At 69.4% G+C, this 20,320-nt stretch carries 17 protein-coding genes, 3 tRNA genes and 1 pseudogene; 12 read left to right on the forward strand and 9 right to left on the reverse strand.

Features of this window, described 5'->3' with window-relative positions; all coding sequences use genetic code 11:
* Together VN779_RS07420 and VN779_RS07425 are read left to right on the forward strand one after the other, a co-directional pair.
* Positions 1–212: pseudogene (locus VN779_RS07420) on the forward strand (UDP-N-acetylenolpyruvoylglucosamine reductase); the annotation flags it as partial.
* A gap of 206 nt (positions 213–418) precedes the next feature.
* A complete protein-coding gene (locus VN779_RS07425) occupies positions 419–1,987 on the forward strand; it encodes a Rieske 2Fe-2S domain-containing protein (protein WP_349260694.1) in 1,569 nt (522 codons plus the stop codon).
* 96 nt (positions 1,988–2,083) lie between these two features.
* Here the strand turns inward: VN779_RS07425 and VN779_RS07430 are convergent, their stop codons facing one another.
* The 5 genes from VN779_RS07430 to VN779_RS07450 form a co-directional block, all read right to left on the reverse strand.
* Positions 2,084–2,503, reverse strand: coding sequence for a MaoC family dehydratase (locus VN779_RS07430; RefSeq protein WP_325721507.1), 420 nt, complete (start codon positions 2,501–2,503; stop codon positions 2,084–2,086).
* A complete protein-coding gene (locus tag VN779_RS07435; RefSeq protein WP_325721509.1) occupies positions 2,503–2,994 on the reverse strand; it encodes a MaoC family dehydratase N-terminal domain-containing protein in 492 nt (163 codons plus the stop codon). Before VN779_RS07435 ends, VN779_RS07430 begins: the two co-directional genes overlap by 1 nt.
* Before the next feature lie 212 nt (positions 2,995–3,206).
* Positions 3,207–3,371, reverse strand: coding sequence for a 50S ribosomal protein L33 (gene rpmG, locus VN779_RS07440; protein WP_325721511.1), 165 nt, complete (start codon positions 3,369–3,371; stop codon positions 3,207–3,209).
* Between the two features lie 102 nt (positions 3,372–3,473).
* A tRNA-Met gene (locus tag VN779_RS07445) sits at positions 3,474–3,549 on the reverse strand.
* A 65-nt stretch (positions 3,550–3,614) separates the two neighbouring features.
* Positions 3,615–3,687, reverse strand: a tRNA-Thr gene (locus VN779_RS07450).
* A gap of 168 nt (positions 3,688–3,855) precedes the next feature.
* On the opposite strand from VN779_RS07450, the gene VN779_RS07455 reads away from it, so the two are divergent.
* Positions 3,856–5,613 carry a hypothetical protein gene (locus tag VN779_RS07455; RefSeq protein ID WP_325721513.1) on the forward strand — a complete coding sequence of 586 codons (1,758 nt, stop codon included), beginning with the start codon at positions 3,856–3,858 and terminating at the stop codon, positions 5,611–5,613.
* Positions 5,614–5,742: 129 nt separating this feature from the next.
* Positions 5,743–6,348 (forward strand): malonic semialdehyde reductase, encoded by a 606-nt coding sequence (locus tag VN779_RS07460; protein ID WP_325721515.1) that lies wholly within the window; start codon positions 5,743–5,745, stop codon positions 6,346–6,348.
* A 102-nt stretch (positions 6,349–6,450) separates the two neighbouring features.
* Here the strand turns inward: VN779_RS07460 and VN779_RS07465 are convergent.
* Both VN779_RS07465 and VN779_RS07470 read right to left on the reverse strand, forming a co-directional pair.
* Positions 6,451–6,535, reverse strand: a tRNA-Leu gene (locus VN779_RS07465).
* 53 nt (positions 6,536–6,588) lie between these two features.
* Positions 6,589–7,155 carry a GNAT family N-acetyltransferase gene (locus VN779_RS07470; RefSeq protein ID WP_325721517.1) on the reverse strand — a complete coding sequence of 189 codons (567 nt, stop codon included), beginning with the start codon at positions 7,153–7,155 and terminating at the stop codon, positions 6,589–6,591.
* A 128-nt stretch (positions 7,156–7,283) separates the two neighbouring features.
* Here VN779_RS07470 and VN779_RS07475 point away from each other — a divergent pair, with 128 nt between their 5' ends.
* The gene (locus VN779_RS07475; protein WP_325721519.1) at positions 7,284–8,684 is read left to right on the forward strand and encodes an NAD-dependent malic enzyme; all 1,401 of its coding nucleotides are present in this window, start codon (positions 7,284–7,286) and stop codon (positions 8,682–8,684) included.
* Positions 8,685–8,825: 141 nt separating this feature from the next.
* Here VN779_RS07475 and VN779_RS07480 read toward each other — a convergent pair whose 3' ends face one another.
* Both VN779_RS07480 and murA read right to left on the reverse strand, forming a co-directional pair.
* Positions 8,826–9,809 (reverse strand): quinone oxidoreductase, encoded by a 984-nt coding sequence (locus VN779_RS07480; protein WP_325721521.1) that lies wholly within the window; start codon positions 9,807–9,809, stop codon positions 8,826–8,828.
* A gap of 80 nt (positions 9,810–9,889) precedes the next feature.
* Entirely contained in the window at positions 9,890–11,317 is a 1,428-nt protein-coding gene (gene murA / locus VN779_RS07485) for a UDP-N-acetylglucosamine 1-carboxyvinyltransferase (protein ID WP_325721523.1), read from the reverse strand.
* Positions 11,318–11,676: 359 nt separating this feature from the next.
* On the opposite strand from murA, the gene VN779_RS07490 reads away from it, so the two are divergent.
* The 7 genes from VN779_RS07490 to VN779_RS07520 all read left to right on the forward strand — a co-directional run bounded on the left by VN779_RS07490 (position 11,677) and on the right by VN779_RS07520 (position 20,261).
* Positions 11,677–12,249 carry a YqgE/AlgH family protein gene (locus tag VN779_RS07490; RefSeq protein ID WP_325721525.1) on the forward strand — a complete coding sequence of 191 codons (573 nt, stop codon included), beginning with the start codon at positions 11,677–11,679 and terminating at the stop codon, positions 12,247–12,249.
* Between the two features lie 91 nt (positions 12,250–12,340).
* Positions 12,341–12,637, forward strand: a complete 297-nt coding sequence (locus tag VN779_RS07495) for a DUF3039 domain-containing protein (RefSeq protein ID WP_325721527.1) — start codon at positions 12,341–12,343, stop codon at positions 12,635–12,637.
* Positions 12,638–12,642: 5 nt separating this feature from the next.
* Positions 12,643–13,713 carry an FAD binding domain-containing protein gene (locus VN779_RS07500; protein WP_325721529.1) on the forward strand — a complete coding sequence of 357 codons (1,071 nt, stop codon included), beginning with the start codon at positions 12,643–12,645 and terminating at the stop codon, positions 13,711–13,713.
* Complete coding sequence (locus VN779_RS07505; RefSeq protein ID WP_325721531.1) at positions 13,706–14,410, forward strand: (2Fe-2S)-binding protein; 705 nt, start codon at positions 13,706–13,708, stop codon at positions 14,408–14,410. Before VN779_RS07500 ends, VN779_RS07505 begins: the two co-directional genes overlap by 8 nt.
* Positions 14,407–16,893 carry a xanthine dehydrogenase family protein molybdopterin-binding subunit gene (locus VN779_RS07510; protein ID WP_325721533.1) on the forward strand — a complete coding sequence of 829 codons (2,487 nt, stop codon included), beginning with the start codon at positions 14,407–14,409 and terminating at the stop codon, positions 16,891–16,893. The genes VN779_RS07505 and VN779_RS07510 overlap by 4 nt, the downstream gene beginning before the upstream one ends.
* Before the next feature lie 102 nt (positions 16,894–16,995).
* A complete protein-coding gene (locus VN779_RS07515) occupies positions 16,996–18,420 on the forward strand; it encodes an MFS transporter (protein ID WP_325721535.1) in 1,425 nt (474 codons plus the stop codon).
* A 65-nt stretch (positions 18,421–18,485) separates the two neighbouring features.
* Positions 18,486–20,261 carry a DEAD/DEAH box helicase gene (locus tag VN779_RS07520; RefSeq protein WP_349260695.1) on the forward strand — a complete coding sequence of 592 codons (1,776 nt, stop codon included), beginning with the start codon at positions 18,486–18,488 and terminating at the stop codon, positions 20,259–20,261.
* The last annotated feature ends 59 nt before the right edge of the window (positions 20,262–20,320 follow it).

Consider the following 20,320-nt stretch of genomic DNA (forward strand, 5'->3'; position numbering starts at 1 on the left):
TCCACAATGCGGGATTCGCGCCCGGATTCGGCCACGACTGGGGCAACGGCACCGTCGCCCTCTCCAGTCGTCACGCACTCGCCGTAACCAATCGCGGCGGCGCGACCACATCCGACGTCATGAAGTTCGCCGCACACATCAGGGATGGGGTCGAGGCCCGCTTCGACATCCGGCTCGGTCCGGAGTGCGACCTGGTCAACTGCTCGTATTGAGCACAACGGCCGATTCCGGGAAGGCCTCGGTGATAGGCTCCGTCACCGTCAGGCAGGTCGCGGCCGCCCACAAAACCGGGCTATAGCTCGCCCGCGTCCATTCAACCGGCGTCTTCCCCCGTGGCTTCGGGCATGTCATCGGCCAGTGCGTTTCCGCGTACGTGCACGCCGCGGCGGGTGGCATGAGAGAGAAGAGACGAACGGTGCTGCAGATCACCGGGACCGGTCACGCCGGGATGCGAATCGATACGCCCGCGGGAAGCATCCTGTGCGATCCCTGGGTCAATCCTGCCTTTTTCGCGTCCTGGTTCCCGTTCCCGGACAACTCGGGTCTCGACTGGGAAGCGCTCGGTCAAGTCGACTATCTGTACGTCAGTCATCTTCACCGTGATCACTTCGACGCAGTGAACCTTACTCGCAACGTTTCCAAGAAGGCCACGGTCCTGCTGCCTGAGTACCCGACCGATGAGCTGGAAGACCAGCTGCGGGCGCTTGGCTTCACCGACTTCCTGCGCACTGTCAGCGACGAGGTAGTGGAACTCGACGGCGGCTTGAACATCATGGTCCAGGCGCTGATCTCCCCCACCGACGGGCCGATCGGCGACTCTTCGCTCTGGGTCGAGTACGACGGCGTGCGGCTGCTGAACCAGAACGACGCCCGCCCTACCGATCTGACGCGGTTCGCGGACCTGGGTCCGGTCCACGGGCACATGCTCCAGTTCTCCGGCGCCATCTGGTACCCGATGGTCTACGACCTTCCGCACAACGCGAAGACCGCCTTCGGTAAGCAGAAACGCGAGCGGCAGTTCGACCGCACCTTTCGCTACATCGACGATCTGAAGGCGGCCAACGTCTTCCCCATCGCCGGCCCGCCGTGCTTCCTGGACGACGCGCTCTGGCAGTACAACGACATCTTCGGCGACGAAGGCAACATCTTCCCCGACCAGCACGCCTTCCAGGTCGAGTATGCCAAGGTCGGTGGCGATAACTCGCATATCCTGCTGCCCGGCTCGGTGTGCACTCTCACCGCCGACGACTGCACGACCAAGCACCCTGTCGCGGACGTTGACGCATTCTTCGCCGCCAAGGAAATGCATCTGAGGGGGTACCAGGAGCGGCAGCGCCCGGTCATTGAAGCCGCGAAGCGCACCTGGGCGCACCCGGAGATCGACGTGCTTGACGGCCTACGCCGACAGATCGAACCGCTGCTGGAGGAATCGATCTACATGGCTAAGGGCGTGGGCGGGCCGGTGCAGCTCGAGTTGACCGACCCGGAAGGTGAGGTCGTCGAGTCAATCGTCGTGGACTTCCCGAACGGGGAGGTGCGCCCGTATGCCGAGGAGAAGGTGCGTTATCGCTTTCGCACCGAGCGCCGGCTGATCGAGCACTTGCTGTTTACTGGCGAGGTGGACTGGTCGAACTCGCTGTTCCTCTCCTGCCGGTTCACCGCCACTCGGATCGGCCAGTACAACGAGTTCGTGTACTCGTTCTTCAAGTGCCTCTCCGAGGAGCGGCTCCAGTACGCCGAGGGCTGGTACGACGAGCACGAACGCACCACGGATGCCGAAGACATCACGATGGGTGATTGGACCCTCCAGCGACGCTGCCCGCATCTGAAGGCGGACCTGACTCGTTTCGGAATCGTGGAAGGTGAGACGCTCACCTGCCAGCTGCATGGCTGGCGTTTTGACCTGCCCAGTGGCAGGTGCCTCACCAGCGCGGGCCATCAGCTGCGTTCACGGCCCGCCGACAGGAAATCGGACGCGGCGTCCTAGTGCCGCCCTGGGACACCGGCGCCTGAGAAACGGCGGACCTGCCCGTATGGGAAGGTCCGCCGGCTGTCAGATCTGACAGATTCCGTTTCCGGTCGGCTAGAGCAACCGGACGACGGCGACCGAGCGGCCGAGCACCTTCTGGCCCGCGCTCACCGCAGTCAGCTCGACGCGCACCTTGTTGTCCTCGAGCAGCGCACTGATCTTCCCGGACACTTCGATGCTGGCGCCGACACCGTCATCCGGGACGATCACCGGCTTGGTGAAGCGCACCCCGTACTCCACGACCGCGCTCGGATCGCCGGCCCAGTCGGTGACCACGCGGATTGCCTGCGCCATCGTGAACATGCCGTGCGCGATCACGTTCGGCAGGCCGACCTGCACCGCGAAGCGCTCGTTCCAGTGGATCGGGTTGAAGTCCCCGGCCGCTCCGGCGTAACGCACCAAATCGGCCCGGTCCACCGGGAAGCTCTGCGCAGGCAGTTCGTCGCCGACCGCCAGGTTTTCGTAACGCGGCATCAGGACTCCCCTGCTTCGGCCTTGTCCGCCCCGCCGTTCTTGGCGGAGGTGTCTTCCCGGACGACGAACAGCCCGTACGCCGTGCAGACCGGCTCGCCCTCAACCGTACGCAGCTCGCTGACCAGCGTGATCATGTCACTGCCGGCGATGGACTTGATCGCCTCGATCTTGACGACGCATTCGATCCGGTCCCCCGCGCGCATCGGCCGCTGGTAGACGAACCGCTGGTCGCCGTGTACCACCCAGGAATCGCCCAGGCCGAACTCGGGATCGTTGACGGCCTGGTAGGCGGCCGGGATCGCGATGATGACCGGGAAGGTCGGCGGGGCGATCACATCGGGATGGCCAAGCGCCTTGGCCGCTTCGGGGTCCAGATAGGCCGGGTGCAGGTCGCGCACCGCGGTGGCGAACTCCCGGATCTTCTCGCGCCCCACCTCGTAGGACGCGGTAGGCGGATACGTCCGGCCGACGAACGACTGATCCAGCGGCATGGCCCGGCCCGTCACCCCTCTGCTCGTGACACCGGCGCGGTCTCAGACGCGCGCGCCGCGTCGGATTGGGCTTTCGTCTGACTGTGCGGTTCGCTCTTGGACTGTTCGCTCGTCGTCAAGACGCACGAGAAGCCGCTCCGCGCTGCGCGGCGTGATCACGGCTTGGTGATCGCGGCACAGAGCGGGCGGCTTCCGAGGTTCGCGGGCGCGGACTACCGGGTCTCGCGGTGGACGGTGTGCTTGCCGTCCCGCGGGCAGAACTTCTTCAGTTCAAGGCGGTCCGGGTCGTTGCGCCGGTTCTTCTTGGTGATGTAGTTCCGCTCCTTGCACTCCACGCAGGCCAGCGTGATCTTCGGGCGGACGTCGGTAGCGGCCACGGGAGCTACTCCTGTTTGCGAGCGGACAGACTGAAAAGCGGACGAGACTAGGCTACCGGATCGAGCCGGGTGCCTCGGACGCCCGCGTCATGCTTCGGGTTGTGGTAGCGGTGACCGGACTTGAACCGGTGACACAGCGATTATGAGCCGCTTGCTCTGCCAACTGAGCTACACCGCCATGATCGACTACGGCCCGCCGGGCGACGCTCGATCATGACGTCACAGGCGGGCCGCCGATCACAGAGCCCCAATACGGAATCGAACCGTAGACCTTCTCCTTACCATGGAGACGCTCTGCCGACTGAGCTATTGGGGCGAGCGAGGAAAACCATACACGGCGGACCGCGCGCAGCGAAATCCGGTTTCGCCCGGGCGAGTGGCGACAGGCGTCGAGCTGGCCGGACATCGGCGGCGTCGCAATACCCGAACTCGCGACCCCGCGACCGGCGGACAACGCGTACCCGGATACGCCAACATATCCCGCGTGACGAATGAGCCGGGGGCGAGCACCGCGAGCACAGCCGCGTCGAGCGGGCCGAGTGCTGAGAACGAGTCTCCGGACGGGGAGATACCAAGCTGGCTGCCTGAGCTCACCCGAGCCGAGCGCCGCCTGTGGGAGGCGTTCCCCTATGGCGCGACAGTCGAATACCTGTCCGGCGACCCCGAGCTCGACGATCCGGCTCAGGCCGATGAGTGGAGTGACGATCGTACGATTCGCGCGGCAGTGATCGCCGCGCTGGCCCTCGGCGCCTGCAAGCCGGTGCCGGGGCGCACCGCGGGCGTCCGGATCATCGGGGCGCGCATCGTCGGGCAGATCGATCTGCGGCACGGCCAAATTGACGTGCCGCTCACCCTGCGGCACTGCCGCATCGAGGACACGATGCGGTTGGACGAGGCGGTGACCAAGTCGATCGACCTCACCGGCTCGCAGACCGGCCGGATCATGGCCGAGGGCGCACATGTACGCGGCTCGCTGAAGCTGAACGACGTGCGGGTGTGCGGTGACCCTGATTTCGCGCTGCACCTTGACGAGATCACGATCGACACGGACCTCGCCGCGCGGGCGCTGCACTGTGACGGGCCGGTGTGCCTGATCGGCGCGCGGATCGGCGCCGTGCTGGATCTCGTTCGCAGCAAGCTGCATCATCCCGGGAACGCCGCGGTCAGCCTCGGCGGCGCGCACATCGGCCGCAGCCTGCTGCTCGGCTTCGCGCAGATCCACGGGCAGTTGCGGGTGCCGGGCGCGTCGGTCGACGGGATAGCGCTGTTCTCCGGCACCAAGATCACGGATATCGGCGGCGTCGAGATCGTCGGCCGGCAGGGCGTCGCCCTAGCCGGCGAAAGCTTCACGGCCGCCGGCGACGGGCTGTTCGAACGCGGCTTTCACGCCGAGGGTCAGGTCGCACTTATCGCCGCGAGCTTCGGCGGCGTGCTTTCTTTCCGGGGTGCGCGGCTTGAATCAGTCAACAACGATCCCGCGCTGCATTGCGGCGGCATGCAGGTCGCCCGTGGCTTCTACCTCACGGGTGGCTTCCATGCGAAGGGCGAGGTGCGGCTGATCGGCTCGCGGGTCGGCGGCAACCTTGACTTGGTCGGCATCGCGAGGGACTCGGGTCCCATCACGCTTTACCACGCGGCGGTGGCGACAATCCGCGACGGCGGACCGCAGACGTGGCCGGACGAGGTACTGCTCGACGGCCTTACCTACAACGCGTTCGATCCATACCTGCCCGGTAAGGACCGTCTCGCGCTCTTACGCCGCCAAAGGGACGGTTACCGCGCACAACCGTACGAGTTCATGGCTGCGTATTACCGCGCGCTCGGACACGAGGAGGACGCGCGCACCATCCTGATCGAGAAGGAGCGGGTGCGTCGGACCGACAGCCGGCGCTGGGACCGGTTCGTCGGAGTGATGTTCGGCACCTTGGTCGGCTACGGGTATCGGCCGATGCGGGCCGTGTTCTTCAGCATCCTGATCCAGTTGGCGGCGATCGGCTTCTTCGCGGCCGACCGGCCGACACAGATCCGGCCGGACGAGCACGTGGTCTACTACCCGGCGCTCTACGCTGCGGATTTGTTCGTTCCGATCGTGCACTTCGGGCAGGCGGACGCGTTCCAGTCGCACGGTTTCGCGGCGGTCGTGGCCTGGGGACTGCCGTACCTCGGCTGGGCGTTCGGCATCGCGATCGTCGCCGGCGCGTCACGTGCGCTGGCCCGTGGCGGCTCCGGAATGCTGGGCTGAGCCGGGAAACGTGAGCCACGACACTGTCCCGAATTCAATAACGAGGCTTTGGAATAGTTTAGGATTCAACCTAGTTGCAGCGGGTGAGGCGCCCACCCGATCCCGGCACGAGCACAGGAGTTGAATCCCATGACTGAGCTGCACGACGTTCTCGAACTGGACAAGAACGCCCAGGACCTGCTGTTTCGCTCCGCGCGCACGGCGAACACGTTCACCGACGAGCCGGTCAGCGAGGAGCAGGTCGCCGCTATCTACGACCTGATCAAGTACGCGCCGACCTCGATGAACATCCAGCCGCTGCGCGTGGTGCTGGTGCGCACCCCCGAGGCTCGCGAGCGACTGGTCGGACAGCTGAGCGACGGCAACAAGGCCAAGACCCAGAGCGCGCCGCTGACCGCGATCCTCGCCTACGACCCCGAGTTCCACGAGCACCTGCCGACCGTCTTCCCGCACTTCCAAGGCGCGCAGGATCTGTTCAAGGGCAAGCCGCACCGCCACGACACGGCGAAGTTGAACGCGCTGCTCCAGGTCGGCTATTTCATCCTCGGTGTCCGCGCGGCCGGCCTCGCCGCGGGCCCGATGACCGGCCTCGACGCCGAGGGCATCGACCGCGAGTTCTTCGCCGACTCCGGCTACAAGACCCTGGTCGTGGTGAACATCGGCCGGCCCGGCGAGAACGCCTGGTTCCCGCGCAACCCGCGCCTGGACTTCGAGCAGGTCGTCACCGCCGTCTGAGCCAGCCCGATCAGGTTCGGGCGGACCCCGATACGAGCGCCGCGCACCCCAGCACACTGCGATGGCCCGCCGAAACCCGGCGGGCCATCGTGTATTCCGCGGTGCGCGAGGCGGGACTCGAACCCGCACGCCTTATTAGGGCACTGGGACCTAAACCCAGCGCGGCTGCCAATTACGCCACTCGCGCGCGCGACCATCGTACGGTACCGGCCCGCTTGAGAACGGTCAGATAGCTGCCGCTCAGGGCTCGGCAATCAGGTCGGCGGGGATGAGGGAGAAGGTCACCATGTCCTGCTGGCCATGGTGGGTGAAGCCGGCGTTTCGGGCCACGCCCTCGCGCACGAAGCCGGCCTTTTCGGCGACGCGCTGTGAAGCGGTGTTGCCGGTGGCCGCGAAGAGTTCGACTCGGTTGAAGGCGTGCTCGCGCAGAATCCACTCGGCAGCGATGCGTAGCGCCTCGGGGGCGTAGCCGCGCCCGCGCGCCCACGGTGCCATCGCGTACCCGATCTCGGTGGAGCGGCGCAGCCAGTCGGTGCTCCTGACGCCGATGCCGCCGAGGTACTGGTCCGTGTGCGCGTCGGTGATAGTCCAGTGGATTCCGTCGCCCATCGCGCGCAACAGGTGCGCGGTGTCGACGCACCAGCGGCGGCCGTCTTCGAGGGTGTACGGCTGGGGAGCGGAGAGCCAGCGCTTGGACAGTTCGTCGCCGAACATGGCGACGGTGGGTTCGACGTCCTGCTCGCGGTGCGCGCGCAGCAGGAGCCGCGCCGTCTTGAGTTCGGTCATCGGAAACATGCGCACGAGCATCGGTCCAGCTTCGCAGGTCGCGTTTGAGAGTGGAATCACAACCCGTAACGGCAAAACCCCGCTGGTTGGATCGGCACCGCGTGGCAGCATGGGCTGGCAGTCGGAAACGTCGGAAAGAGGCGATCGCGATGACGGCGCAGCCCAGCGTCTCGTATTCGATCACGGTGCGGCTTGAGGCGCCCGCGCGCGGCAGCGCGGTGTCCCACCTCACCAGGGTGGTCGAGGAAGCCGGCGGCGCGCTCACCGCGCTGGACGTCTCCGGCTCCGGCAATGAGCGGCTGCGCATCGACGCGACCATCGCCGCGTCCAGCAGCGAGCACGCGAAGCGGATCACCGAGGCCATCGACGCCATCGACGGGATCGAGGTCGGCAGGGTCTCGGACCGCACCTTCCTGCTGCACCTCGGCGGCAAGATCGAGATGCAGTCGAAGGTTCCGCTGCGCAACCGCGATGACCTGTCGATGGCTTACACGCCGGGCGTCGCGCGCGTCTGCATGGCGATCGCGCAGAATCCGGAGGACGCGCGCCGGCTGACCATCAAGCGCAACGCGATCGCCGTGGTGACGGACGGTTCGGCGGTGCTCGGCCTCGGCAATATCGGGCCGCAGGCCGCGCTGCCGGTGATGGAGGGCAAGGCGGCGCTGTTCAAGCGGTTCGCCGGGATCGACGCGTGGCCGATCTGCCTGGACACCCAGGACACCGAGGAGATCATCCGCACGGTCAAGGCAATCGCGCCGGGCTTCGCGGGGATCAAACTGGAGGACATCTCCGCGCCGCGCTGCTTCGAGATCGAGCGGCGGCTGCGCGAGCAGTTGGACATCCCGGTCTTCCACGACGACCAGCACGGCACCGCGATCGTGGTGCTTGCCGCGCTGACCAACGCGCTGCGGGTAGTGGGCAAAGAGATCGGCCAAGTGCGGATCGTCGGCTCGGGTGCGGGGGCGGCCGGAACGGCGATCCTGCGGCTGCTGCGCGAAGCGGGAGCTAAGGACATAACGGTCGCGGATTATCTCGGCGTGGTGCACGCCGGGCGCGATGACCTCGGCGGGCCGGACTCGGACCTGCGCTGGGTGGCGCAGAACACCAATCCCGGCGGATACACCGGGACGCTGCGCGAGGCGCTGGCCGGAGCGGACGTGTTCATCGGCGTCTCCGCGCCGAGCATCCTCACCGGGGACGACATCGCGACGATGGCTCCCGACGCGATCGTGTTCGCGCTGGCGAACCCGGACCCGGAGGTGGATCCGGCGGCGGCGCAGGAGCACGCGGCGGTGGTCGCGACCGGCCGCAGCGACTTCCCGAACCAGATCAACAACGTACTGGCGTTCCCCGGGGTGTTCCGCGGGCTGCTGGACGCGCACGGCCACAAGGTTTCGCAGACGATGCTGCTGGCGGCGGCGCGCGCGCTGGCGGATGTGGTGAAGGAGGACGAGCTGAACGCGAACTTCATCGTGCCGTCCGTCTTCAACCCGGATGTGGCGCCGGCGGTGGCGGCGGCCGTCCGCGAGGCCGTGGACGGGAAGAAGTAGCCGGGAAGAAGCGGCCGGGACCGCGCAGGATGGCGACTCAGGCGTCCCACTGAATCCTGACCATCCAGTCATCAGAATTCTGATGACCGGATAGTCGGGATCGGTGATGTCCGCACGAGAGAGTGCGGCCAGGGACCGCGGCTACTGCTCGGGGATGAGCAGGACCTTGCCGGTCGTCGCGCGCGACTCGAGGGCCGTGTGCGCCGCCCCGGCCTCAGCGAGTGGGTAGCGGGAGCCGATCGTGATGCTGAGCGATCCGTCCGCGATCGCGCCGAGCAGCTCGCCGGTGCGCCATGCCAGCTCCTGCGGCTCCGCGACGTGGTGCTGGAGTGTCGGGCGGGTGATGAACAGCGAGCCTGCCGAGTTCAGTCGCTGGAGGTCGAACGGCGGGACCGGGCCGCTCGCCGCGCCGTACAGCGCCAGCAGGCCGCGCGGGCGCAGGGACCCCAGCGACGCGTCGAAGGTCGTCTTGCCGACGCCGTCGTAGACCACGTCGACGCCTCGCCTGTTCTCCGTCAGGTCGCGCACCGCGCCGGCCAGGTCGTCGACCTCGGTGTAGCGGATGATCTCGTCCGCGCCCACCGACCGCGCCAGCTCTTCCTTCTGCTTCGTGGACACCGTGCCGATGACCCGGCCGCCGCGTGCCTTGATCATCTGGGTGAGCAGCAGACCCATGCCGCCCGCCGCCGCGTGTACGAGCGCTGTGTCGCCCGCCTTGATCGGCCACGTCGAGGTGGTGAGGTAATGCGCCGTCAGGCCCTGGAGCATCGCCGCGGCCGCGGTCTCCAGCGGGATCTCGTCCGGGATACGCACCGCGCGGGCCGCCTCTACCAGCGTGTGCTGCGCGTAGGCGCCGCTGACGCTGTCCACCGAGGCGACATGGTCGCCCACGTTGAACCCGGTCACGCCCTCGCCGACCGCCTCGACCGTGCCGGCGAACTCCGCGCCCGGCGTGAAGGGCACCGGGCGCGGATAGGCGCCCTTCCGGAAGTAGGTGTCAATGAAGTTCACGCCGGCCGCAGCCACCTTGACCAGTAATTGGCCGGGCCCCGCGTGCAGCCGCGGCCCTTCGGCGTACTCCAGTACCTCCGGGCCGCCGGTCTTGCTGACAACGATCGCGTTCATGCGCGCCTCCGCGTTGGTCGATAGTTATCGAACATCGATGGTTATCGAGCCAAAGGGTGTGCCGGGCCGGGTTATTCCGCTCAGTCGGTCAGGTTCTCGCCGAACTCGAACCGTGCGCCGAGCGCCGCCAGCTTGTCCGCGAAGTCCTCGTAACCGCGGCTGATCAGCGAGATACCGTGCACCGTCGAGGTGCCCTGCGCCGCCAGCGCCGCGATGAGGTACGAGAAACCCGCGCGCAGATCCGGGATCTGCAACTCGGCCGCGTGCAGCTTGGTCGGCCCGGAGATCACCGCGGAGTGCATGAAGTTGCGCTGACCGAACCGGCAGGGCGTGCCACCGAGGCATTCGCGGTACAACTGCACCTGCGCGCCCATCGAGATCAGGGCGCTGGTGAAGCCGAGCCGCTTCTCGTACACCGTCTCGTGCACGATGGACAGCCCCTGAGCCTGCGTCAGCGCGACCACGAGCGGCTGCTGCCAGTCGGTCTGGAACCCGGGGTGCACGTCGGTCTCCAGCGCCAGCGCCTTGAGCGCGCCGCCGGGGTGCCAGAACCGGATGCCCGGATCGCTCTGAACGTCGTCGACCTCGAACGCGCCACCGACCCGGCGGAACACGTTAAGGAAGGTCATCATCGAGCCCTGCTGCGCGCCACGCACCAGGATGTCGCCGCCGGTGGCCAGCGCCGCGCAGGCCCAGGAAGCCGCCTCGAGCCGGTCCGGCAGCGCACGGTGGCTGTAGCCCTCGAGCCGGTCGACGCCGGTGATGTGGATGACCCGGTTGTCCAGCACCGAGATGATCGCGCCCATCTTCTGCAGGACCGCGATCAGGTCCACGATCTCCGGCTCGGTGGCCGCGTTGCGCAGTTCCGTCACGCCCTCGGCGAGCACCGCGGTCAGCAGTACCTGCTCGGTAGAGCCGACGCTCGGGTACGGAAGCGTTATCTTCGTGCCGCGCAGCCGCTGCGGGGCTTCGATGTGCAGCCCGTCGGCCCGCTTGTCGACCACGGCGCCGAACGCGCGCAGGGCGTCGAGGTGGAAGTCGATCGGCCGGTCGCCGATGCGGCAGCCGCCGAGGTCCGGGATGAAGGCGTGGCCGTTGCGGTGCAGCAGCGGGCCGCACAACAGGATCGGGATTCGGCTTTCCCCGGCGTGCGCGGCGATCTCGGCGTGGTCCGCGGCGTCCACCGAAGCGGGGTCGAGCACCAGCTCGTCGACCACATCGCCGGTGCGTACCGTGACGCCGTGCGCCTCCAGCAGGCCGGTGACGATCCGCACGTCGCTGATCCGCGGGACGTTGCGCAACCGGCTCGGGCTGCTGCCGAGCAGTGCGGCGACCATGGCCTTGGGCACCAGGTTCTTCGCACCGCGCAGGGTGACCTCGCCGGTCAGCGGGGTGCCGCCGGTGACGTGGATGCGGTCCGGCCGCAGCTGCGGGGTATGGCCGGTGCGGGCAGCTGAACGGGACGCTGCGGACGGACGGGGCAGGGCGGTTGCGGGTGCGCTGTTCATGGCTCCGTGTCTGCTTCGGCCCGCGGGCGGGCTTGAGGACGTGGAGTCCCGACCCATCCTGCTTCCGGCGGCCCTCCGGATCTCGGGGCGGAACAAGCGCCAAGTCTGCCAGAGACGCGGGGCCGGGTTCCAACACCGCTGCGCGGCGGTTCGAACACGCGCATCAGCCGCGCCGCAACCGGCCCTCGCCGCCGGATCAGCGCGGTAGCGCTCGAAAATGCGGCGGTTGGGCAGTTCAGGTTCGGTGAGAAGAGTGAGCGGCGTGGCGCGTCGTACGCCGTGGATCGGCCCGGCACGCGGCCGACACCCGTCGGCGACCAACGCGCCGCGCCGGATGATCCTCCTGAGAAGATGGCTCCATGACCGAGGTCGCATTGACCGGGCGGCTGCTGGTCGCCACGCCGCTGCTGGTGGACCCGAACTTCGACCGGACCGTGGTGCTGGTGCTCGATCACGACGGCGACGGCACGCTGGGCGTGGTGGTCAACCGGCCGACGGCGGTGCCGGTGCGCGAGGTGCTGCCCGCGTGGAGTGAGCTGGCCGAACCGTTGCCGATGGTGTTCCAGGGCGGCCCGGTGGCACTGGACTCGGCGCTCGGCCTGGCCGAGTTGCGTTCGGTGCCGCGGCCCGGGGCCGGCGAGCCGCTCGGCTGGCGGCGGGTGCACGGCGATCTCGGTCTCGTCGATCTGGACATCCCGCCGGAGATGCTGGCCACGGAGATATCGGCGTTCCGGGTGTACGCCGGGTACGCGGGCTGGAGTTCGGGGCAACTGGAGCGTGAGCTGGCTCAGGGCGCCTGGTACGTGGTCGATCCGGCGCCCGGTGACGCCTTCACCCTCGATCCGGATCGCACCTGGCGGGCGGTGTTGCGCAGGCAGCGCGGCGAGCTGGCGCTGCTGTCGACCTTCCCGGAGGACCCGGCGATGAATTAGCGCCTCGGCTGGGTGTGATTCGTTACGCGTTTTGTTACCTCGTATCGCCAACTGCTGCACAGCGGGGCTGATGCACTCGTAGACTCGCCTCATGAGTACGGCAGAAAAGCTCTCGGGCGGTACCGCCACGATCACCGATGAGCGGGTCGAGTACAGCACCGACAACGGGGATCACGAGCGGTTCTCCCATTACGCGGAGAAGGACAAGATCACCGAGGCGCTGGTGCTCGGCACTCCGGTGACGGCGCTGTGCGGCAAGGTGTGGGTGCCAAGCCGTGATCCCAGCCGCTTCCCGATCTGCCCGACCTGCAAGGAGATCTTCGACGATCCGAAGTTCTTCTACGACGACGAGAACGAGTCGTCCGGCGCCGGCAGCGGAGAGAAGTAACGGCGATGGGATCGGGGACCGCGGTCGCCGAGCGGGCGGTCGCGTTCCCCGGCTCGGTGCGGGAGGCACTCGACCTGCTCGCGGCGCGCCCTGACGCGACCGTGGTGGCCGGTGCCACCGAGGTGATGACCCTGGTCAACGCGGGCACGCTGGTTCCGTCCTGCCTGATCGTGATCGATCGGGTCGCGGAGCTGCGCGGGGTGTGGTTCGCCGACCAGGAAGTCGTGCTGGGCGCCGCGACGACGTGCGCGGATCTGATGCACAGCGATGTGCGCGGGATGCTGCCGGCTCTCGGCCAGGCGGCGCGCGCGATCGCCACCCCGGGCATTCGCAGCCGGGCGACGCTCGGCGGGAATCTGCTTTCGGGTAAGCGGTCCGGTGGTCCGACCGCCGCGGCGCCGACCCGCGACCTGCTGACCGTGCTGGTCGCGCTGAACGCGGTGGCGGTGTGCCGGTCGGCGGACGGCTGGCGGCAGATTCCGGTGCTGGAGCTGTACGCGCGAGACGGCGGCGTTGACCTACGGCCCGGTGAGTTGCTTACCGCGCTGCGGGTGCCGATGAGCGGTGGTCCGCAGGGCTTCATGAAGGTGGGAACGCGGGCCGGGGGCGCGCGTCCGCTGGTGACTTTCGCGCTGGCTGCCGACCTGCCTGCTCGCACGGTGACCTGCGCGATCGGCGGCTTTTCCCCGGCGGCGGTGCGGGTGGACCACGCGGGTCAGTGGCTGGCCGAGCATGTCGACTGGGAAAACGGCGCGATCTCCGATCCGACGACGTATCCACGGTTCGCCCGGCTGATCGCGGAGGGCCTGGTGGTGCCCGGTTCGGCCGGTCCGGCGGGTTGGACCACGGCCGCGGTGCCGCAGGAGTACCGCGAGCAGGCCGCCGAGGTCTGCGCTCGGCGGGCGCTGGTTCGGGCGCTGCCGCCGGCCGGCTGGCTGGAGCAGGTGGCCGAGTACCAGCGGCGCGCCGAGTTCCTGCGGCACCGGGCTCGAGTGGACCGCGCGGAGCGCGGCCTGCCCGCGGAGCCGCCGGTACCTGGGCAGGAGTCCGGGTTCGGAGGGGGACGCGGTGAGTGAGCCGGGTGTGAACGAGCCGGGCACGCCGGATCCGGGCGCCGTGGCGTGGGCCACCGCCGGTTACGAGCTGACGATCAACGGCACCGCGCAGCCGGTGGCTGACGCGTGGATCGGTGAGAATCTGCTGTTCGTGCTGCGTGAGCGACTTGGGTTCACCGCGGTGAAGGACGGTTGCGGCGAGGGCGAGTGCGGTGCGTGCACGGTCCTGATGGATGGTCAGCCGACGGCGGCTTGTCTGGTTCCCGCGGCGGCCGCGACGGGCCGCGCGATCGAGACGCCGGAGTTGCACGCGGTGCCGCAGCCGGACTCGGTGGCTCGCGCGCTTGCCGCGAACGCCGGCGCCGGCTGCGGGTTCTGCCTGCCCGGGATCGGGATGCAAGTGCGTGCGCTGCTGGAGCGCAACGCCAAGCCGAGCGCGGCTGCGGTCCGCGAGGCGTTGAGCGGGCACCGCTGCCGCTGTCTGCCGCCGGAGCGGTTCATCGCTTCAGTCGACGAGGCCGCCAATGCGCTGGCGCGCGAGCGTGCACAGGCTCAAGCGCAGGCCGAGGCACTTACGCAAGCGGAACTTGATGCGCAAGCGCAGCCGCTGCGCGAGTCGCAGGTGATGACGTCCGCGAACTTCGCTCGGGTCCCGGCTCAAGGCACAGGCCGCAGCCGACAGGCCGGCGACCATGGGCAGACCGGGGCACCCAGGTGACGACCCCGACCTCGCTGCCCGGTTTCCTGATCGGCGAGCAGCTTCCGGACCTGCCGGACGGCACCGCGCAGCCGATCGAGTCTGAGCTGGCCGAGTACGGTCCGAACCTGAGCGAACCGAGCCCGGCGACCGCAGACGGCGTCGGGAAGGTCGTGCCGACGGCCAAGGCCAACGGCCGCTATCCATACGCGGCGGATCTGGGCGTACCCGGGATGCTGTGGGCGGCGATGACGCGCAGCCCGCATCCGCGCGCCATCATCGCGGGCTGCGATACGAAGGCGGCCATGGCGCTGCCGGGCGTGCACGCGGTGCTCGCGGGCCCGGACCTGGGCGTCAATCACGTCGATTATCTCGGCCAATGCGTCGCCATCGCGGCCGCCGAGCACCCCGCGATCGCTCGGGCCGCGCTGGATCGCGTCGTGATCGACTATCAGCAGCAGGAGCCGCTGACCGATCCGCGGCAGGCGTTCAACGCCGCGCCGATTCATTCGGACGGGAACGTGGCCGCGCACCGGTTCTTCAGCACGGCGCATGACGTGCCGGCTGCGCAGCTGCGCAGCTCCTCGCCGTCGGAGCGGCGCGCGGAAGCGTTGACGGGGTTGACGGCCGGGTCGAAGGCGCAGTCCCCCGACGAAGAGCCTGAGGCTGCGCCGCGCAGCGTTTCGGTCATCCACGGGTACGAATTCGCCCGGCCCGCGAACTGGCCCGCCGGCCCGGGCACGGTGTTCGCCGTTCCGCACGGCGACGGCGTCGAAATCCACACACTGAGCGTGGACCCGGGCCGCGACCGCCGAGCGCTGGCCGCCGCGTTGGGCCGGCCGGAGGCGGAGATCCGGCTGGTGCCCGCGCCGTTCACCGGCGGCTCGATCGCGGATGACGCGGACCTGCGAGTCGCCGCCGCGCTGCTGGCCGCGCGCACCGGCAGGCCGGTCAAGGCGGTGGACGGCAGCGTCGGGCACTGGCCGGCCGGTACCGCCGAACCCGCCGCGCGCGTGCACGCGATCCACGTCGCTGACGAGGACGGGACGCTGCGCGAGGTGCGCATCGAGCTGGTGATCGACGGCGGCGCGGAACCCGCGGCGGCCGAGGCACTTCTTGACGAGTACTGCCGGCTGGCCGCGGGCCCGTACCGGGTGCCGAAGGTGGAGGTACAGGGCTGGGTCGTGCGCACGCACAACCCGCCGCTCGCGCCGTGGCCGGGCGGCGGCGCCGCGCTCGCCGCGGTGGTCGCCGAGGCGCAGATGGACGCGGTGGCCGCGGAACTCGGCATGACCGGGCTCGAAGTTCGTGTCAAGAACTTGATGCGCACTGGGGACAAGCTGCCGGACGGCCGCAAGGTGGTCGCCGCCGACGTGCTCCCAGAACTGGTCACCGCGGTGCTGGACGCTCCGGTGCCGTCGTTCCCGCCCGGCCCTGACGTGCGCGAGTTCCCCGGCACGGTCGGACGCACCGGGGAGATGACCCGGCTGCGGCGCGGCGTCGGCGTGGCGCTGGCGATGGTCGATCTGGTGCCGCCGGGCCTGACGGAGGAGTTGGCCACGGCGCAGGTGGCGCTGACCTCGGACGTGCACGGACCGCTGGCGCACGTGAGCACCTCGATGGTGGACACCGGCGGGGGGCAGCACGCGATGCTGCGGCGGATAGTGCGCGAGGTGCTTGGCGTGCAGCGGGTGCTGGTGCGCCGGCCGACCGCGCCCGGCGCGCTTCCAGCCACACCGCTGGCGTCAGGGCGTGCGGCGTGGTTGCACGGCATGGCGGTGCAGCGCGCGGCGCAGGCGGTTCGTGCCCAGGCGCTCGCGGCGGTCGGCGCGGAGTTGGCGATCTCGCCGGAACTGCTGGAGGTGCGCGGCGATCGCGTGGTCAGCTATGACGGGATGCTCTCGCGGCCGCTGGACGAGGTCTATCGGGCCGCGCTGCGCGGAGCGGCGGTGTACCTGGCTGACGGCGAGTTCCGAGTGCGCGGCTCCGGACCGGCCGAGCCCGGCGTATTCGTGCCCGAGCCCGGTCAGGCGCACGTGGTGTTCGCGGTGCACCGGGCGGTCGTCGACGCGGATACGGAACTCGGGCTGATTCGGCCGGTGCGGGTGACAGCCGCGCACGATGTGGGCCGCGCGCTGGTGCCCGGCCGGATCGATGCGGCGATCGCGGCCGGGGTGATGGCGGCGGCCTCGGCGATGTTCGCGGACGAGGCCCCGGCGGCGCGCGGCGCGGCCGGCGCGCTGGCCTGCGCGCAGTTGCCGACCGCGCTGGATCTGCCGGAGGTGGACGTGCTGGCGCCGATCCAGTCCTCGATCGGGGAACTGGAGACCACGGCGCTGCGGCGACGCGGCTTCTCGGCGCCGCTACCGCTCGGCTATCAGCCGGTGGGCCGGATCGCGCATGCCGCGGCGGCCGCGGCGCTGGCCTGCGCGGCGCGGGACGCTCTAGGCGCGCACCGCACGGCGATCCCGATCCGGCCCTGGGAGACCGGCCGGGACAGGTGATCTGGGTGTCATTGCCAAGCCCAGCGAGAAACAAAACACTGATACAACACTGATGCACGTAACAGCCGAAAACCACTTGCGCCCATGACGTACGCTGGACCAATGGCCAGTTCCGTCGAGACCTCAGCGAATCCCGTGGAGACCACCCAGACCGCCCAGCTCGACGGGCTTTTCTCGCCCAAGCATCTCGCCGTGACGATCGGCATCATCTCCTCGGTATTGCTGACCGCCTTCGAGGCCATGGCGGTAAGCACGGCGATGCCGGTCGCGGTCGCCGACTTGCGCGGCCTGCCGTACTACTCGCTCGCCTTCAGTGCCTTCCTGACGCTCAGCCTGCTCGGCATGGTGCTGTCCGGTCAGCGCGCCGACGCTCGCGGTCCGCGGCTGCCCTACCTCGGCGGCTTCGGCTTGTTCGGCGTGGGGCTGCTGGCCGCGGGGACCGCGACGAGCATGGCGCAGTTCGTACTGGGCCGCGCACTCCAAGGTTTCGGCGCCGGGCTGATGATCGTCTCGCTCTACATTCTGGTCGCGCGGGCGTACCCGGAGTATCTGCGCAGCAAGGCCTTCTCGGTGATCGCGAGCTGCTGGGTGCTGCCGGCGATCATCGGACCGCTCATCGCGGGGGTGCTCACCGAGGACGTCTCCTGGCGTTGGGTGTTTCTCGGTGTCGCGGTACTGATCGTCATTCCGCTCGCCTTCCTTATTCAGCCGCTGCGTAACGTGCCCGACGCGCCGGATCCAGCGCAGCCCGCCACGGAGACTGACCGGGCCCGGCAGCGCACGGTCCGGATCTGCGCCGCGCTGACCGCGCTCGGCGCCGGCCTGTTCCAGTTCGGCAGCCAGCAGCTCAACTGGATCGGCTTGGTGCTGGTGCCGCTCGCGTTGGTGCTCCTGGTGCCGAGCGTGCCGAGGCTGCTGCCGCGCGGCATCTTCCGGGCCGGACGCGGTCTGCCGACGGTGGTCGCGATCCGCGGTTTGATGGCCGCGACCTACTTCGGTATCGAGGCGTTCATTCCGCTGATGCTGGTTCAGGAGCGCGGGATGAGCGTGACCGGCGCCGGATTCTCGCTCACCGGCGCGGCGATCAGCTGGGCGCTCGCGGCCTGGTCGATCAACCGGCCGTGGCTGCGTGCGCGGCTCTCCCAGGCGGGCATGGTGCGGCTCGGCGCCGGCGTGACGGCCGGCTCCCTGCTGCTCGCGATAGTGGCGATCAGCCCGCACGCCCCGCAGTGGACCGCGGCCGTGGCGATGTTCCTCGGCGCGATCGGGATGGGCCTGGTATGGCCGAACGTCAGTGTGCTGACGCTGGAGCTCTCGGATCCGGGCGACCAGGGCGCGAACGCCGCCTCGTTGCAGGTCGCGGACGGGCTCGGCAGCACCCTTTCGATCGCTGTCGCCGGGGCCGTCTACCATGCGCTACACACCACGGCGGCAGCGGATCGGCCGGTATTCGCGCTGATGTACGGCATGTTCATCGCCGTCGGCGCGGTCGCGTGGCTGATCGCGCCCCGGGTCCGGGTACGGTAGATCTCCGCGCTTCACGCTTGTGGCCGGCTGCCGAATAGCAGCTTGAACGAACTGGGGGCAGAACACTGAGCACGTCCGCAGCGTCCCACCTGTCCCCGGCCTATCCCGACCGCGCCCCGTGGGGCACCGCGGGCCGCCTGCGCGCCTGGCAGCAGGCCGCGCTCGGGCTGTATCTGGACGGCGAGCCGCGGGACTTCCTCGCGGTCGCCACGCCCGGCGCGGGCAAGACCACGTTCGCGCTGCGCGTCGCCACGGAACTGCTGGACCGTCACATCGTGCAGCAGATCACGGTCGTGGCCCCGACCGAGCATCTGAAGCACCAGTGGTCCGAGGCGGCGAAGAAGGTCGGGATAGGGATCGACCCGACCTACTCGGGCGCGTCCGGCGGCACCTCGCGCGACTACACCGGCATCGCGGTCACGTACGCGGGCGTCGCCGCGCACCCGATGCTGCACCGGCGCCGGGTGGAGAACCGCAGGACCCTGGTGATCCTGGACGAGATCCACCACGCCGGAGACGCGCTCTCCTGGGGTGACGCGGTCTTCGAGGCCTTCGAGCCGGCCGCGCGCCGCCTGGCGTTGACTGGCACGCCGTTTCGCTCGGACACCGCGCCGATCCCGTTCGTGACGTACGCCCCGGACGCCGAGGGCGTGCGCCGCTCGGTCGCCGACTACATCTACGGCTACGGCGGGGCACTCGCGGACGGCGTCGTGCGACCGGTGATCTTCCTCTCCTACGCCGGACAGATGCGGTGGCGCACCAAGGCCGGCGACGAGGTGGCCGCGAGCCTCGGCGAGCCGATGACGCAGGATGCGGTGGCGCAGGCCTGGCGTACCGCGCTGGACCCGGAGGGCAACTGGATGCCCGCTGTACTGCGGGCCGCGGACCGCCGGCTCGATGAGGTGCGCCGCGCGGTCCCGGACGCCGGCGGCCTGGTCATCGCGACCGACCACAACACCGCGCGTGCCTACGCGAAGATGCTGCGGGAGATCACCGGCAAGTCGACGACGGTCGTCTTGTCCGACGATCCCAAGGCGTCGACCCGGATCGCGAAGTTCAGCGAGTCCGAGGACAAGTGGATGGTCGCGGTGCGGATGGTCTCCGAGGGCGTGGACGTGCCGCGGCTGGCGGTCGGCGTCTATGCGACCTCGATCTCCACTCCGCTGTTCTTCGCGCAGGCGGTCGGCCGGTTCGTGCGGGCGCGGCGGCGCGGCGAGACCGCGTCGGTGTTCCTCCCCTCGATCCCGTCGCTGGTCCAGTTCGCCAACGAGCTCGAGCTCGAGCGCGACCACGTGCTCGACCGCAAGAAGCGCGGCGAGGATGACCTGTGGAGCGAGGAGGAGGACCTGCTCGCGGACGCCAACAAGACCAAGGACGAGGCGCCGCTGGAGGAGTTCACCTTCAAGGCGCTGGAGTCGGAGGCCAATTTCGACCGGGTGCTCTTCGACGGCGGCGAGTTCGGCGTGGCGGCGCAGATCGGCAGCGCGGAGGAGGCCGACTTCCTGGGCATCCCCGGCCTGCTCGAACCGGAGCATGTACGTACCCTGCTGCAGAAGCGGCAGGCGCGGCAGATCTCCCGCCAGCGCGGGGCGCGCGGCGGCGGCGACGCGGTTCCGGCCGAGCAGCGTCCGGTGGTCAGCCACCAGCAGCTGCTTGAGCTGCGCCGGGAGCTGAACAACCTGGTCGGTGCCTGGCACCACCAGACCGGGCTACCGCACGGGGTGATTCACGCGGACCTGCGGCGCAGCTGCGGCGGCCCGCCGACCGCGCAGGCCACGGCGGCCGAGCTGCGCAACCGGATCGACACGGTGCGCAAGTGGGCCGCGAGCCGCGCCTCATGACGGGTGCGGGCGTACGCGCGGGCCGAGGTCCGGTGACCCGGGCTTGACCAGGTTCTCGA

Source organism: Actinocrinis sp. (assembly GCF_035605935.1).
Lineage (GTDB): Bacteria > Actinomycetota > Actinomycetes > Streptomycetales > Catenulisporaceae > Actinocrinis.